Raw genomic sequence first — 16,443 nt, forward strand, 5'->3', positions numbered from 1 at the left:
GGGAGGATTATTGCGCTAGATTTTTTTGGTTACTTTTTGTATCATGACAAAAAGTGACACAAGAATACAACGTTAAAAATCTAACCAAATGATTGAAAAAGAGAAAGAATTAAATCCCGCCCTGTTATGGAATGGCATTAGTACTTGGCGGATTCCGTACAACAATTGGAAGTTAAAATTCCGCCTATCTCCTAATTTGGGTTTTTCTTTCGGGTTTGAAAAAAACCAATTGGATTCGTAAGGTATTCGTTATTTCCACTATCAAAAATAAAACAGCCTTGAGCTTCCTAATCGATTGCGGCAGTGAGATGAACGCCAAAATATTTTTATTTCAATCTTGACTAAAAATTTTTAGGTTTAAGGTAATCCCAAGAAATGCTTTAATGAAAAAACAAGCCCTTTCCATTGCATTAGGTTGTCTAATGATTATTGGATGCAACACAAAAAGTAACCATCCTTTTGGTCAGGATATCCCTACTGACTCAGAACAAATAGCCATTGGAAAGTCATTGTTTGAGCAAAATTGCTCCTCCTGTCACAACTTCACCCAAAAGACTATCGGTCCTAATCTCAGTGGCCTGACTACCCAAATCGAGTCTGACTGGATCAAATCCTTTATCAAAAATCCACAACAGCTCTTGGATAAGGGAGATCAGCGGACCAAAATATTAATGGAGGAATATAAAGTCCTGATGCCTGCCTTCCCTTTACTTTCTGAGGCGGAAATAGAAGCACTATTAAGTTACATGCATTCTTTTGAGTCTGTAGATCGTGGTAATACGGATGCCAGAGAGGCTTTGGAAGACCCCATTCCCGAGAAAATAACCGATTCTGGTTTGTCTTTAGAACTTGAATTTTTTGCCCAAATACCTGCTTCTGATTCCATTTCACCTTTGGCCAAAATCACCAAAATGGAAAGTGAACCTGTTTCAGGGAGGCTTTTTGTACAGGATCAGCATGGGAAAATGTATGAACTTGTGGGAGGAAAGCCCAAATTGTTTTTTGATCTGAAAGCTTTAAGGCCGGATTTTGTCTCCAAACCGGGTTTGGCAACAGGTTTTGGCAGTTATGCATTTCATCCGGAGTATGAAAAAAATGGATTGCTCTATACTTCCCACACCGAGAAACCGAGATCTAAGGCTGCTGATTTTAGCTATGCGGACAGTATCAAAGTGACGATGCAGTGGGTACTCACCGAATGGAAAACAGCAAATCCTTCTTCAAAATCCTTTGTTGGGGAAAGCCGCGAGCTCCTCCGCGTAAATGTCGTCACACAAATCCACGGCATGCAGGAAATTGCCTTTAATCCCCATTCCAAGCCGGAAGATGAGGATTATGGTTTGTTGTACATAGGAATCGGAGATGGGGGCAGTGCCGAAAACGGATTTGTTTTTATTTCAGACCATCAGGGGAAATCCGTTTGGAGTAGCATCCTTAGGATAGATCCACAAGGAAATAACAGCAAAAACGGCAGATATGGAATTCCTTCAAGCAATCCATTTGCTGCAGATCCAACAAAAGCAGGTGAGGTTTTTGCTTATGGGTTCCGCAATCCTAACAGGATTTTTTGGGATCGAAGCGGAAGGATGTTTGCCTCTGAAATCGGGCATAAAAACATCGAGGAAATCAATGCCATCCTGCCGGGCAGGTTTTATGGTTGGCCATTTAGGGAAGGTACATTTATCATTGATCCCTATGCCGATATGGACAAAGTCTTTGCTTTGAATGAGGATGATGCAAAGATCGGGGCGACTTATCCTTATTTACAGTTTGACCATGATGACATGGCAGCTGTTATTGCAGGTTATTTTCCGACTTCAGGAGAATTTAAAGATAAACTGCTTTTGGGAGATGTTCCTTCGGGAAATGTCTTCTTTGCGGACCTTGATGCTGCAAATCCTTTTGTTCAAAAAGTAGGAATCAAGATCGGAGGAAAAGAAACCACGCTTCAGGAATTGTGTGGAAAACCGAGGGTGGACCTCAAATTCGGACAGGACAAAAACGGACAGGTTTATATCCTGACCAAAGCAGATGGGAAAATCTATAAGTTGAAAAACTGAATCCGGGACTTTTTTGAATTTGTTTCTGTAAATCCGACCCTAATAATAGGGTTTTGTTGTTAGCTGAGGCATTCATGAGGTCAGATTTTAATTCTTTGTTCTATCTGATTTCCTGATTTTTCTTCAAAGTATTACCGGTGCTTATACTTTATAGGTATTGGAAAAGAAATTAAGGGATTCAGGATTTTTGTAAACTTTTCCTCCTGAAAATCAACAGTCTAAGATTTTCCTTTTTGTTAACAATCTTATTTTCTATTGATACAATGGTAATCTAATTTTTATTTCTCTATCTTTTTACTAACAAAAACCTAGTAAATTATTAACCTATGCCTAGAGCCAAATCCGATAAAGACCGTAAAATCTTTGTGTTGGATACTTCGGTGATCCTATATGCACACAACTCCATCATGAACTTCGCAGAACATGATGTGGTCATCCCGATTACTGTATTGGAGGAGCTCGATCAGTTCAAAAAGGGAAATGATACCAAAAACTTTGAAGCCCGTGAATTTATCAGGCTGCTCGACGGGTTAGCCAAGGATAACATGATCCATAATTGGACGCCGCTCAACGGAAAGACCAAAGGATATTTTCGGGTCTTGATGAATCCCGACAATAATATCAATGCCAACCTCATCTTTGGTGAAGAAAAAAACGACCACAAAATCCTCAATGCTGCACTCCATTGTCAGCAAATGGAAAAAGGAAGAAAGGTAATCCTTGTCAGCAAAGACATCAATCTCCGTCTCAAGGCCAAATCCCTTGACATCCATGCAGAGGACTACGAAACGGGTAAGATCAAAAACCTCTCTGAGCTTGAAAATACAGGTAAATTTTACCTCGATGGGATAGAGCCTGACATTATCAACAGGGTATATGAAAATCATGCTGTCGAAGCAAAGTTTGTTTTGGGCAACAAAAAAAGGAAAGCCAATGCTTTTTACATCCTTAAGAGTGAGAAAAACTCTGTGTTGGCATACTACAACTCGGAGGAAAATATGCTCGAGCGTGTAGATAAAAAGCTTGCTTATAATATCAAACCAAAGAATGCCGAGCAGGCCTTTGCGCTGCATGCCATTTTAAACCCAAGGATTAAACTTGTATCGATCCAAGGTGTCGCCGGAACAGGAAAGACGCTTTTGGCACTTGCAGGCGCATTGGAGCAAAGGAGGGATTACAAGCAGATTTTTTTGGCAAGACCAATTGTACCTTTGAGTAATAAGGATATTGGCTTCCTACCGGGAGATATCAAATCCAAATTGAACCCTTATATGGAGCCCCTTTGGGATAATCTTAAGTTTATCCAAAACCAATTCAAAGAGTCTGACAAGGAATTTCAAAAAATCACTGAATTGGTGAATCAGGAGAAATTGGTGATCCAGCCTTTGGCCTATATCCGAGGAAGATCCCTTTCCAACATTTTCTTTATCGTGGATGAGGCACAAAACCTGACTCCACATGAGATAAAGACCATCATCAGCCGGGCAGGTGAAAATACCAAGATTATTTTCACAGGAGATATTTTTCAGATCGATACACCATATCTAGACAGTCAGAGTAATGGCTTATCTTATTTGATAGATCGGGTAAAAGACCATCCTTTATATGCCCACATCAAGCTAGAAAAGGGGGAAAGATCGGAACTCGCTAATCTAGCAAATGATCTTCTGTAGATTTTAATTTATTTTTAGCAAACCGATAGAATATTCTGAATTCTATCGGTTTTTTTACTTTTTAATGTTTTTTTATGCAACCAATTTTTAGCCAATTGGTGTTATCCAACTGTATCATTAGAGTAAATCATATGTTCGGTATCGTACACACTTTATCTTATATTGATCATTTAAACTATTGATATTCAGCACATTGTAAAAATGGGATCAGAATTTGGCATATACCAAATATATGATGCAATGAACGCATCCAAAGAAATTAAACCTTACACAGAAAATTAAAAATTAGAAGAAAATGAAACCAACTATTTTAACTCAAAAAACAGTTTGTGCCTTTTTAGGATTAATGATGGCATTGACAATCTTGTGGGCTGCGAAGGCCGAGGCGAAAGTTGATCGAATCAACGAGGTAATCCCGATGGAATATAATTTGGGATTGGATGAAGTTCGGGAAAATGCCATTCAGGAATTTGAATTGGATCTATCCGATCTGAAAGAACTTCCGACTATCACGATAATCAATAAATATGGAGAAGTGGTGGCCGAATTTTATGGTAATAAAGAAGAAATTAAGAAAAAGTTTAAAGGATCTTTTGAAAAGGCACTATTCGTTACAGCTTCAGTAGGCCAAGAATTCTACCTTGAAAGATAGTTTAGTTGATTGTTTGGTTTTTTGAATAAAAAAAAGGTGAGTCATGCTCACCTTTTTTATTTGTTCTGAAAAATCAACTTTCAGTAATGGTATTCAATTTCGCAAGGAAGCTGTTATAATATTGTCTTCCCACTTGTACTACAGCACCCATTTTAAGATTGATGTCCTTGGTGTTGAAGCTTTCTATCTGTGCAAGTTGTACAATAAATGACTTCTGCACCCGAAGGAAAAGATGTGGTGGAAGCTTTTCTTCCATGTCTTTCATGGATTTTCTGATGGTAAAATTTCTTGCCTTTGTATAGATCGTTACCATATTTCCATTGGCTTCCACATAGTAGATTTCCTCATATGGCACCCTTTCATAGGCATTGTCTGCTTTGATAAAAACCGCATCTGCAACAAGGTATGGACTTTCGTCTTTGGTTCTTACAGCAACAGTCTCTGCTGCAGGCTTAGTTCTTTTATTGTAAAGTACAATTTCCACAATGGCATGAATGTCATTTGTGTTGAATGGTTTTACAATAAAGCCTGCTGGATTAATCCTTTTTGCTCGTTCAATGATGGTAGGATCACTGTATGATGTTACATAAACCAAAGGCGCATCCACCATTTGTTTGATGATTTCTCCCAGTTCGATACCATCTTTATCTCCCTTGAGCTTGATATCCATAAATACCAAGTCAGGTCTGTATTTTTTGACGACTTTGATGGCTTGGTTGGCGGAGTTTGCGATGTCAATATTGACGTAACCTAAAAGTTCTAAAATCTCTTCAATGTTTTCGGCTATGTTTACATCATCTTCGACGATCAGAATTCTTTCCTCTTTCATATATTTTTTGCGGGAAATAATACGTTATAATAAATATTAAATAATTTTTATTGGTGGTGAAAATTATACAAATGACTATTTACAAATTATAGTTTTCACAATCAATATTTATTTAAAATTTCTCCAATAATCCATTAAACATTTTTATAGACTCATCATATCTTTGAATCTTGCAGCCTGTCTTCTACTGACTTCAATTCGGTCACCTCCTTTGAGGGTCACAACAAGTCCTCCATTAAACCAAGGCTCTATTGCCTCCACCCAGCTCAGGTTAATGATGTGTTTTCTGCTTGCTCTGAAGAATGATTTTTCACTCAACCTCTCATCAAGGGCATTGAGTGATTTGTGGATCATTGGCTTGAAGTTATCAAAATAAACCTTGATATAGTTTCCATCCGATTCAAAAAGCCTCACATTTGATAGTTTGACAAACCAACAACGGTCTCCATCCTTTACAAAAACCTGGTCATCTAAGGTGAGTTTTCTCCCTGCAAATGAACCCAACTCTTCAGATTTGTCCTGACTTTCATTTAATATTTTCAACAGGCGCTCAATAGCTTCTCCCAATCGCTTTGGTTCAATAGGTTTTAAAAGATAATCCAAGGCATTGACCTGAAATGCTTTGATGGCATATTCGTCATAGGCAGTGGTAAATACCACATGAGGTACATTGTCTAATTCTTCCAATAAATCAAAACCTGTTTTTTCAGGCATTTGGATATCGAGAAAGACTACATCCGGGGCCAATGCTTCTATTTTCTCTTTGGCATCATCCACGTTATTGGCTTCGCCAACTATCTCAACTTGATCATATTGTGATAGCAAGTTGATCAGTTCTTTCCTTGCCAGTCTTTCGTCGTCTATTACAAGTGCTCTCATCTTATTGAATTTTTAACCTAAGTTAGGGTTTTGTTTTGGAATTTTTATTTCTGTAATTACAAAATCACTTTCTGAATTGTATATCTTAAATGTAGCCCTGTCACCATATATCAGCTTCAACCGCTGCATGGTATTGTTGATACCGTGACCTTCTCTTTCTTTTTTTCTACCTATGGTATTGTTTTTCAGTTGTCCGCTGTTTTTGACCTGAATGATCAAATCATCTGAAATTCCTTCCTTACATTTGATTTCGACCAATCCACCTTTTACCCTGTTGGAGATTCCATGTTTGATGGCGTTTTCGACGATTGTCTGCAGCATCATCGGTGGGATTTTATAGTCATAGGCAGAGGGTTCAATGTCATATTTGACCTGAAGCCTTTCTTCAAACCTGATGGTCTCCAAGTTAAGGTAATCTTTCACAGTATTGATTTCATTTTCGAAATCAATGGTTCTCTTTTTATCCATCATCAGGGAAAACCGCAAAATATTGGATAGCTGGGTGATGGCAAGTTTTGCTTTGGCAGGGTCTTCGTCTACCAATGCCCTTACGCTGTTAAGTGCATTGAATATAAAATGAGGGTTTAGCTGGCTTTTGAGGTGATTCAGCTGAATTTCGTTGATCTTGGCCTGGTATCTAAGCGATTGGTTGTAACTGTCCAAAAAATGAAACAGAAAATATACCATGCTCCAAAGCGAATAGAACAGAAAGCTGACAAAGATATTTCCTGAAATGACGATAAGCCTAAATTCAGTTTCTGGATTGAGCGTACCAAATACCCAACTAATGATAATCTGGGCTATGGTATTCAAAATACTCAACACTCCCAATGTTAGGAGCGTATTGGAAAGAAGTTTGGTAAAATTTAAATTCAACCAACCATATTTCTTGATCGCATACCTGAATGCATGCGTGGACAAAAAGTAAAATGCCGCCAAAGAGGAATAAGCTCCTATCTGAACAGGAGTGATTCTTCGATCCAAAGAAACAAAGAAAAGGTTGATCAAAGCATATCCTGACCAACCCAAAATCTGTAAAATCCAATATAATCTCGTCCTATTCATGGCCTTCCTTCAAATATAGACATGTCGGCATTAAGCATTCGGTCTTTTTTATTGATAGGTAAAATCCTGCCATTTTGAGGTCATATGCTTTTATCAGTTCAATTCCTCCCGCAAAAACTTTGCAGTATAACTCCTTTTATCTTTTGCAATTTGTTCAGGTGTACCTTCCGCGATTATCTGACCGCCTTTTTCGCCGCCTTCCAATCCTATGTCTACTACATGGTCTGCCATTTTGATGACATCCATGTTGTGCTCAATGATAAGAACCGTATTCCCTTTGTCTACTAGCCTGTTCAAAACTTCCAATAAATGTTCGATATCCTGAAAATGTAATCCTGTCGTAGGTTCATCAAGGATGTAGAATGTCTTTCCTGTATCTTTTTTGGAAAGCTCGGTGGCCAACTTGACCCGCTGTGCCTCGCCTCCTGATAGGGTGGTAGCATGTTGCCCAAGAGTGATATATCCAAGACCGACATCATTGAGGGTTTGGATCCTCCTGAGGATTTTTGGTTGGTTTTCGAAAAACTCAACTGCCTGCTCTACAGTCATGTCGAGGACGTCAGAGATCGATTTTCCTTTGAACCTGACTTCAAGTGTTTCTCTGTTGTATCGCTTCCCTTTGCAGGTTTCGCAGGGAATATGTACATCTGGAAGAAAATCCATTTCAATGAGTTTCATCCCTGCCCCTTCGCAGTCCTCACACCTGCCACCTTTGACATTGAAACTAAACCTGCCTGGTTTATATCCCCGGATTTTGGATTCAGGAAGCTCTGTAAATAATGTTCTGATATCCGAAAAAACGCCTGTATAAGTGGCTGGATTAGATCTTGGGGTTCTGCCGATCGGGGATTGGTCAACCTCAATGACTTTGTCAAGGTGCTTTAGCCCATCTATGGTATCATATGCCAAAGGCTCTTTTTTTGAATTGTAGAAATGCTGGTTTAAGATGGGAAACAAGGTCTCATGAATCAGGGAACTTTTACCGCTACCGGAAACTCCAGTGACACAAACCATGGTTCCCAAGGGGAGTTTGAGCGTTACATTTTTCAGGTTATTTCCTTTGGCCCCTTTTAGATCCAGGAAGTTTCCGCTTCCCTTCCTTCTTTGATCAGGCACTTTGATGGATAGCTCATGGGTGAGGTATTTTCCGGTAATGCTTCTTTGTTTCAAAAATTCATCCGGAGTACCCGCCGCTACAATTTGTCCCCCATGTCTTCCTGCGCCGGGGCCGATATCCACCACATAGTCTGAAAGAAGCATCATATCTTTGTCATGCTCTACCACGAGGACTGAGTTGCCCAAATCACGGAGATCCTGTAGGGCTTTGATCAATTTGACATTGTCCCTTTGATGCAGTCCGATGCTCGGTTCATCCAAAATATACAGCACGCCCACCAATTGAGTTCCGATCTGTGTCGCAAGTCGGATACGCTGTGCTTCGCCACCTGAAAGCGTTCTCAAAGGTCTGTTAAGGGAAAGGTAATCCAATCCAATGTCAAGAAGAAATCCAATCCGCTTTCGGATTTCTTTCAATACCTCTTTACCGATGACCTGCTGTCTTTCTGACATCCTGCTTTCCAATCCATCAAACCAGCCTCCCAAAGCGGTGATATCCATCATGGCAAGCTCTCCAATGTGTTTTTCATCAATCTTGAAATGCAGCGCTTCTTTTTTCAACCTGTAGCCATTACACTCTGGGCAGGTTTTGGTAGTAGTAAACTCATTGACCCAATCCAGGATTTTTTCTGTTCCGCCTTCTTGCTGCTTCTGTAGAAAATTCACAATTCCTTCAAAGGTGGTATGCCATTCCGTTCCGGGATATTTTACCGATTCTACAGCTACTTCGATTTTGTCTCCATAGAGTAAAATATCTATTACTTCCTCCGGCAGGCTTTCTATAGGCGTGGTGATGCTGCATTTGTAGTGCTTCAGAATGGCTTCCACTTTTTTGAAAATCCATACATCTCTGTATTCACCCAAAGGAGCAATGCCTCCTCTGCTGATGCTGAGGCTCCGGTCAGGTATGATATTTTCGATGGTAATTTCCTCGATGACTCCCAGGCCGTTACAAGCTGGACAAGCGCCATAAGGACTGTTGAAAGAAAAGCTGTTGGGTGCAGGTTCATCATATGACAGTCCGGTGACAGGATCCATCAAAAACTTTGAAAAATGGTGGATTTCTCCTTTTTCATCTCGGAGCATGATGACGCCTTTGCCATGTTGAAGCCCTGTTTTTAGGGATTGGCTGATTCGGAACCTATCTTCTTCTTCTGCCACAATCCTGTCTATGACTATTTCGATATCGTGGATTTTGTACCGGTCTACCTGCATCTTTGGCACCACATCCATGACAACTCCGTCTATCCTGACTTTCGAAAAACCCAATTTCCGGACCTGCTCAAAAAGCTCTCTATAATGTCCCTTCCGGCCTTTTACGATCGGTGCAAGTATGTATAGTTTTTGATCTTTGAACTTGTCAAACAATTGCTCTATGATCTGGTCTTCTGTCTGCCGGATCATTTTCTTTCCTGTGAGGTAAGAATATGCATCCCCTGCTCTTGCATAAAGCAATCTCATAAAATCATAGATTTCAGTGACCGTTCCTACTGTTGACCTTGGGTTTTTTGAAGTCGTCTTTTGTTCAATAGAGATTACCGGTGAAAGTCCGTTGATTTTATCCACATCGGGTCTTTCCATTCCTCCCAAAAAAGATCGGGCATAAGCTGAAAAGCTTTCCATATACCGTCTTTGTCCCTCAGCGTAGATGGTGTCAAATGCAAGTGAGCTTTTTCCACTGCCACTTAGCCCGGTGATGACTACCAATTTATTCCTTGGAATACTGATATCGATGTTTTTAAGGTTGTGTTCCCTAGCACCAAAAATTTCGATAAATTCTTCTTTTTTTTCTATTGACAGTTCGGACATGGAGGGATTTTGCATTTTATTCAAGCTCGCAAAAGTACGAATTTATGGGTGGGATTCCCAGTCGAATCCAATCATAAAACCCCCAAACACCGGTTATGGTTTAATAAAATATTATGGATATGAATCTGGGGTAAAAAGTATTTCAATATTTTCCCCTCCTGATTTAATCTGTGAGCGTGCCGTCTTTTTTTGCAGCTTTTTTCTCTTCTCTTTGGTTCTTACGTTCTTGCTTTTTTTCTTCCTTTGCCTCTTTTTTGGCTTCTTTGGTCGCTTTCTTGTCTGTTTCCTTTTTTTCAGCTGATTTGTCTTGCCCGGTGGAAGAGGCGGCAGGATTGTTTTTTTCCAAAGCTTTCTGCTTCATTTCTTCCATACTTTCTCCGGTGATGGTGGATTTCATTCCTGAAAAAATCAGCTTCCACCAATAAGCAAACATAGATTTATGCGTTTCTCTGATAAAATATACGTTCCCTTTTTTTACTTCTCCTTTTTTATTGGGGTTATTTGATTTGATGACAATTTTATTTGCAAAGAAGGAACCGATCTTCCTCAGTATTTTTTCATCGGCTTCATAGTTTTTATTTAGCAGTTCCATTTCTAGATTTTCGTATCTGATGATAAGTTCTCCCGAACCGTCGTAATCATTGCCAAGTATGTTAAAGTCCATCCGGTCGATGGTTCCGGATTTAAGCCCTACTTTGGCTTCAGGTTCAATCATGGAATTCAAAGAACTGAGTCTTATTTTCCCGAGAGTTCCTTTCAATGTAAATTTGCCCTCAGGATTTTCAAGATCAAACTTGACATTGGCGGTAAGGGGACCTTCTCCCATCAGTTTGGCTGAAAGGTCCAATTCAAGCGTCCTGTTTTTCCCCCTTCTTTCTACAAAATTGGAAACGTTTCTAATATGGGCATTGAGGTCAGAGAAATATAAAAATGCAGCTCTTGGAGAAGCATTGTCGGGCCTTTCTTCTATTCTGATGTAAGCGTCATTCACAAACAGATGCTCAATATGGATGACCTGCTTGAGGTTTTGCATGGTTTGGTGGATCATTTGGGGTCGCTTTTTGAGATCCTCTTTTTTCCTTTTGTCGACAAAAAGCTCCAGATGAAGTCCATTGGCAGTAAGGGAGTCTATTTCTACAATTCCATTTTTGAGGTAATTCCCAAAATTGACTCCGGCCAATTCCATTTTGGTTTTGCTGATGTCTATCCAACTTTCCCTGTTTTCAAAAAGAGAAGTATAAGCGTAGCGATCTAGCTTATTGTGGAGCCCGATGTAGCCGAATGTCATTTTCTTTGTCTTTGTATCAAAAACAATGTCTTTCACCAAAGTAGATTGGCGAAATTTATCAAAGTGGAACTGTGCTTTTTCTATACTTCCATGGATCATTTCCACTTCAAAAAGTGACTTTGGGTTCTCAATATCCTCTTTTGTCAGCTTGAAATCTTTGGCATTCACATTCATTTTAACCAAGGATATCCTGACGGAATCATAGAGGTTGTTTTTTATTTCCACTGATAAATCCTTCATGCGGAAATTTTTTACCTCAATCAGGTCATAGTCTTTGCCGGATTTTTTCTTGGGTTTTTTGGGTTCGTTGAAAAGTGAATCCCACGGTGGGGAAGATGATATGATATTGATATTATCTACCAATGCAGAATCAACAGTAATGGTATTATTAAATAAAAAAGGGAACCATTTAAACCCGGTCAGGTCAATGAAGTCAATTGTAAGATTGACTGTTATCCTATCTTTACCAAGACTTTCTGAAGGAGTTACACGGATATTTTTAATTTTGAGATAAGTGCCGGAATAATCGTAATTCAAGGCTATCTCTCCAAATGTAACCTCGTGTTCGCCAAAGCTGCTTGTTCGGGTGATCATATTGGAAATCAGCCTGTCAGCATTGCTGTTTAAATATTTGTTGATCAATATTGGAAAGCTCCTGAAAGCAACGAATCCAATAACGATTAATGCGATAAGAAAAATCAATAGTTTTTTCATATGAAGAGGATATTCACTGTTAATTTATTGAAAATAAAATCACATTGATAAGTTATGAATAAAAATAGGTCAGTTTATAGGTAATTTTATGATATAATCACCCCCTTTTTTGATCTTGAGCTTTTGGGACCTGAGCCAAGGGTTGTGGATTTTCAATTCTTTGTAATTACTGCTGTGTTGAATAGCCCAATTTGCAAGACTGTTTATGGATTGGTTTACCTTTAATTCTCTAAAAAGGGGTTGCTTATAAATGTTTTCTTCGGAAAGCTCGAAACCATATTTTTTGGGATTTTCAAAGATTTCCTTGAATGCCAAAATCCTAAAAAGGTACCTACTAGTCTCCTCGACCAAATAAAGGTTATAATAATTACTTTGGTTTTGCTCCTCCTTCCTCTTCCGGATTCCTGTGATGCCGATATTGTAACTTGCGGCGACAGAAGTCCAATTTCCAAATTTGCTGTAGGCAGTTTTCAGGTACTTGCATGCTGCCAAAGTTGATTTTTCGAGGTGGTATCTTTCATCCACATCATCACTGACTTCAAGCTTGTAATCTTTGGCAGTGCCTTCCATGATTTGCCAGAATCCCCTTGCATCGGCAGAAGATATCACATTTAACAGTCCGGACTCGGCCATAGCCAGGTATTTGAAATCATCGGGGACACCTTGTTCCTGAAGGATTTTTTCAATCGTCGGCAGGTATTTTCCGGCTCTTTTCATCAACAGGATCATATTGGACTGCCAATAGGCATTGACGTAAATTTCCCTTTCAAACCTTTCAAAAACATCTGCCTGCTCCAAGGGAACTGTCTCGTTTGCGAAGGTTATTTTTTTTGGGATTTCAAAGATCCTGACTTTTGCATCAGGAATGTTAATCCGAAAATGCTCCCCTTCCGCTGACCTTACAAGGACTTCCTCTCCATTTGGATTTGCGGTTTTTTCCCCAAACTGTAAAAAAAGATTCCAAATAAGAAGTCCTGCAATCAGGCTGTAAATGATATAAAGGTGGTATCGTCTCAAAATCAATAATTGGGGGTGAGCAAATATTTACTGTAAAATTCATCAATAACCTTGACTGCCTCCGAAGCATCGTCTACAAGATAAAACAGGTCAAGGTCTTCTTTGCTGATGTATCCGTATTTTTCAAGCAGGGTATTTTTGATCCATTCGATCAGGCCTTCCCAAAAAGCCTTGCCGACCAATACAATGGGAAACCTTCCTATTTTGATGGTTTGGATCAAGGTGAATGCCTCAAAAAGTTCATCCAATGTCCCAAACCCTCCGGGTAACACGACAAATCCTTGGGAATATTTTGTGAACATGACTTTTCTGACAAAGAAATAATCAAACATGATCATTTTGTCCGGGTCTATGTAGATGTTTCCCTTGGCTTCAAAAGGCAATTTGATGCAGAGTCCGACAGACTTGCCGTTTTCAGAACTCGCACCTTTGTTTGCAGCTTCCATGATACCCGGTCCGCCTCCTGTGATGACTCCATAGCCATGCCTCACGAGTTTGGCTGAGATTTCTTCGGCCATGATATAATGCGGATTGTTGGAGGGAGTTCTCGCCGAACCAAAAACAGAGACACACGGACCAATTTTGGAGAGTTTTTCAAACCCTTCCACAAACTCAGCGATTACCTTAAATATAGCCCAAGAATCTGCACTTTTGATTTCGTTCCAATCACGCTCTTTAAAGGCTTTACGGATTTTCTCCTCTCTTTTTTCTTCAAAATTGTCAAATCTACTGCTCATTATTCGGTGTTAAAGTTGGTTTTTGGAAATGAAAATTAAATATAGGACTTAAAGGATTGGTAAGGAAAGTAAGCCGAAATAAATGCATAAAATCAAAAACTCCAAAATGATTCGTTAAGGCCTATTGTTTTGATACAGAACTCTTTTTACTTTCGCAGGCTTTTAAAAATCGGGAATATGAATCTTCAACAGAAGTCGCAGGAAGTAAGAAGGGTATTTGAAGAATTGGATGCCGAAATCAAGCTATTTTTAGATGCAAGTCAGATTGGCTGCATCTCCGGATGTGGGTTTTGTTGTGCCAATCCCAAAGTGAGTGCCTCTGTTTTGGAATTTCTACCCTTGGCTTTTGATTTGTATGAAAAAGGAAAAGCGGAGGCAGCCCTTACGCTACTGGAATCAAAAATCGTGGAGGAACCTTGTGTCGTTTACAAAGCCACTTCTGCGGACGGATCTATGGGATTTTGTTCCGATTATCAAAACAGGGGGATGATTTGCAGGCTTTTTGGTTCTTCGGCGCGTAGAAATAGGTTGGCCAAAAAAGAGATCATCACCTGTAAAAAAATTAAAGAAGGGAAAAAGGAAAAATACGAAGCCGCTTCCCTTGCGGTAAATGAAGGAATGCCCGTTCCCTTGAGCGGGGATGCCTATTCCCAACTCTACAACATTGATTTTCAACTGACTTCGGAGCAAATGCCCATCAATAAAGCTATCCAAAAGGCCTTGGAAGCAGTTTTGAGATTCAAGTATTACGAGGGCAGTGAAGAATCAGAAACAATGGAAAGTTTCTGAAATGGTCTTTTTAGCTTATATTGTAAAGAATTAGAAAATCAATCTGAGCCGTTAAATCTTCCAATTATGCTGAATGTTTCTGAAATCATACAAACAGTCAAGCAACTCATAGACGTGAGGGTGCAGCTGGTTAAAGATGAAATCAATGAGCAGATTTCCACAGTCATGGCACGGGTATTTCTGCTTGTGGTCATGGGTACAGTTTCTGTAATTGTGGTTTTTTTTGCCAGTTTTTCACTTGCTTTTTATTTGAGTGAATTGATGCACTCTCCCTCTAAGGGTTTTATGTATGTGGCTTTGATTTATTTGCTCATGTTGGTGCTGCTTTATTTTCTAAAGGATTCCAAGACCCTGATTCGGGGTTTCCAGGAAGTGATCAGAGCTTTTGTTTTTAAGTCTAAAAGAAGGTCAGACGATGAAGAGTGATTTGACCAAAAAGGCTGAGGAACTGGAGCAGACCCTCAAGATGCAATTGGATATTGCACAGAAAGAATCTGAGGACTATATCAAAATAGGAGGAGCAGTCCTTGCAGGGGCTGTTGTTGCATTTGCTGTCTACAAGATTTTTAGTGGGAAAAAAAACAAAAAGACAAAAAAAGTCCTTGAAGCATTGGAAAAGGAAGGTCTTTTGGATGAAGAGATTAAAGAAAAACTCACTCGCAAAAGTGACCCCGGATTTATGGGAAGATTAGGAGCTGCTTTACTCCCGATTGCTATCAATTATGGAAGGGAGCAATTTTTAAATAGAGTGAACGAACCAAAAAAGAAACCTGAGGAGGATGCAAAATAATGTAGGCCTGAAGCTACAGGAATTGACGGAATCAGGCCGAAAAGGCATTGCATGGCTTATCGACCCGGATGATATCCAGTCCCCGGTACTATTTGAAAATCAGCTTCAGGAGGCTGTTCAGCTCAAAATCGATTTTTTCTTTTTGGGGGGAAGTCTGATCCAGCAAAATACAATCGGTGAAATCATCAGATTTATCAAAAGTGTAAGCCCCGATATTCCGGTGGTTATTTTTCCAGGCAATTCACTTCAATTTTCGCCTTTGGCGGATGCCATTCTTTTTCTTTCTTTGATTTCCGGCCGAAATCCTGATCTGCTGATAGGGCAGCATGTGAGTATTGCACCGATTTTGGATAAAAGTAAAGTGGAGGTGCTGCCGACTGGATATATGTTGGTGGATGGGGGACAAACTACCAGTGTCCATTATATCAGTCAGACCATTCCATTACCCAACCACCATCCTGAATTGGCCGTAGCCACTGCCTTGGCTGGGCATTTTTTGGGATTGCAGTATTTTTATCTGGATGCAGGAAGTGGGGCACCACATCCTGTCTCAGCAGAAATCATCAGGGCGGTTAAGAAAAAAATAAAGTCTCCGCTTTTTGTTGGTGGCGGACTCAATACAAGGGACAAAATCCAAACAGCCTTCGAATCCGGTGCTGATGTGGTGGTCATCGGAAACGGAGCCGGAAAAAACCCAAATCTAATCAAAGAAGCCGCTTCCTATCTGGAGTCTTTCAGGATTCTTTCCAATTAAAAAGCGCTTCCCCGTTTCCGAGAAAGCGCTTGGCTTAAAGCATTGGCTTGAATTGCCGGAGAAACCTCACATCATTTTCTGTAAATAACCTGAGGTCCTTGATCTGGTATTTGAGCATGGCAATGCGCTCGATACCCATTCCAAAGGCAAAACCGGTATATTTTTGGGAATCAATGCCACAATTTTCCAGAACATTGGGATCCACCATTCCCGAACCGCCGATTTCTACCCATCCGGTACCTTTACAGACGTTGCAGCCTTTGCCTCCGCA

Annotated in this window: 15 protein-coding genes; 7 read left to right on the forward strand and 8 right to left on the reverse strand. The window is 39.9% G+C overall.

Annotation, left to right across the window (positions count from 1 at the left end; genetic code table 11):
* The first annotated feature begins 383 nt into the window (after positions 1-383).
* The 3 genes from ACZFYI_RS05215 (at position 384) to ACZFYI_RS05225 (ending at position 4,385) form a co-directional block, all read left to right on the forward strand.
* Positions 384-2,060, forward strand: a complete 1,677-nt coding sequence (locus ACZFYI_RS05215; protein WP_462523062.1) for a PQQ-dependent sugar dehydrogenase — start codon at positions 384-386, stop codon at positions 2,058-2,060.
* A gap of 326 nt (positions 2,061-2,386) precedes the next feature.
* On the forward strand, positions 2,387-3,733 hold the full coding sequence (locus ACZFYI_RS05220) for a PhoH family protein (RefSeq protein WP_462523063.1): 1,347 nt from the start codon (positions 2,387-2,389) through the stop codon (positions 3,731-3,733).
* Between the two features lie 295 nt (positions 3,734-4,028).
* Entirely contained in the window at positions 4,029-4,385 is a 357-nt protein-coding gene (locus tag ACZFYI_RS05225) for a hypothetical protein (RefSeq protein WP_462523064.1), read from the forward strand.
* A gap of 73 nt (positions 4,386-4,458) precedes the next feature.
* On the opposite strand, the gene ACZFYI_RS05230 is transcribed toward ACZFYI_RS05225, so the two are convergent.
* The 7 genes from ACZFYI_RS05230 to ACZFYI_RS05260 form a co-directional block, all read right to left on the reverse strand.
* The gene (locus tag ACZFYI_RS05230) at positions 4,459-5,214 is read right to left on the reverse strand and encodes a LytR/AlgR family response regulator transcription factor (protein ID WP_462523065.1); all 756 of its coding nucleotides are present in this window, start codon (positions 5,212-5,214) and stop codon (positions 4,459-4,461) included.
* A 144-nt stretch (positions 5,215-5,358) separates the two neighbouring features.
* Positions 5,359-6,093, reverse strand: coding sequence for a LytR/AlgR family response regulator transcription factor (locus ACZFYI_RS05235; RefSeq protein WP_462523066.1), 735 nt, complete (start codon positions 6,091-6,093; stop codon positions 5,359-5,361).
* A 12-nt stretch (positions 6,094-6,105) separates the two neighbouring features.
* Positions 6,106-7,158, reverse strand: a complete 1,053-nt coding sequence (locus ACZFYI_RS05240) for a sensor histidine kinase (protein WP_462523067.1) — start codon at positions 7,156-7,158, stop codon at positions 6,106-6,108.
* A gap of 93 nt (positions 7,159-7,251) precedes the next feature.
* Positions 7,252-10,083 carry an excinuclease ABC subunit UvrA gene (uvrA, locus tag ACZFYI_RS05245; RefSeq protein ID WP_462523068.1) on the reverse strand — a complete coding sequence of 944 codons (2,832 nt, stop codon included), beginning with the start codon at positions 10,081-10,083 and terminating at the stop codon, positions 7,252-7,254.
* 163 nt (positions 10,084-10,246) lie between these two features.
* The gene (locus ACZFYI_RS05250; protein ID WP_462523069.1) at positions 10,247-12,085 is read right to left on the reverse strand and encodes a hypothetical protein; all 1,839 of its coding nucleotides are present in this window, start codon (positions 12,083-12,085) and stop codon (positions 10,247-10,249) included.
* A gap of 69 nt (positions 12,086-12,154) precedes the next feature.
* On the reverse strand, positions 12,155-13,102 hold the full coding sequence (locus ACZFYI_RS05255; RefSeq protein ID WP_462523070.1) for a lytic transglycosylase domain-containing protein: 948 nt from the start codon (positions 13,100-13,102) through the stop codon (positions 12,155-12,157).
* Positions 13,103-13,104: 2 nt separating this feature from the next.
* Positions 13,105-13,839, reverse strand: coding sequence for an LOG family protein (locus ACZFYI_RS05260; protein ID WP_462523071.1), 735 nt, complete (start codon positions 13,837-13,839; stop codon positions 13,105-13,107).
* Positions 13,840-14,016: 177 nt separating this feature from the next.
* Here ACZFYI_RS05260 and ACZFYI_RS05265 point away from each other — a divergent pair, with 177 nt between their 5' ends.
* From ACZFYI_RS05265 to ACZFYI_RS05280, 4 genes are all read left to right on the forward strand, one after another.
* A complete protein-coding gene (locus ACZFYI_RS05265; RefSeq protein ID WP_462523072.1) occupies positions 14,017-14,628 on the forward strand; it encodes a YkgJ family cysteine cluster protein in 612 nt (203 codons plus the stop codon).
* A gap of 66 nt (positions 14,629-14,694) precedes the next feature.
* Positions 14,695-15,054, forward strand: a complete 360-nt coding sequence (locus ACZFYI_RS05270) for a phage holin family protein (RefSeq protein WP_462523073.1) — start codon at positions 14,695-14,697, stop codon at positions 15,052-15,054.
* Positions 15,044-15,418 (forward strand): hypothetical protein, encoded by a 375-nt coding sequence (locus ACZFYI_RS05275; RefSeq protein ID WP_462523074.1) that lies wholly within the window; start codon positions 15,044-15,046, stop codon positions 15,416-15,418. Before ACZFYI_RS05270 ends, ACZFYI_RS05275 begins: the two co-directional genes overlap by 11 nt.
* Positions 15,408-16,172: a geranylgeranylglyceryl/heptaprenylglyceryl phosphate synthase gene (locus ACZFYI_RS05280; RefSeq protein ID WP_462523075.1), complete on the forward strand. Its 765-nt coding sequence runs from the start codon at positions 15,408-15,410 to the stop codon at positions 16,170-16,172. The genes ACZFYI_RS05275 and ACZFYI_RS05280 overlap by 11 nt, the downstream gene beginning before the upstream one ends.
* 34 nt (positions 16,173-16,206) lie before the next feature.
* Here the strand turns inward: ACZFYI_RS05280 and ACZFYI_RS05285 are convergent.
* The coding region (locus tag ACZFYI_RS05285; RefSeq protein ID WP_462523076.1) for a tRNA ligase subunit PheS family protein at positions 16,207-16,443 on the reverse strand (237 nt) is incomplete at its 5' end.

Source organism: Aquiflexum sp. (genome assembly GCF_977115555.1).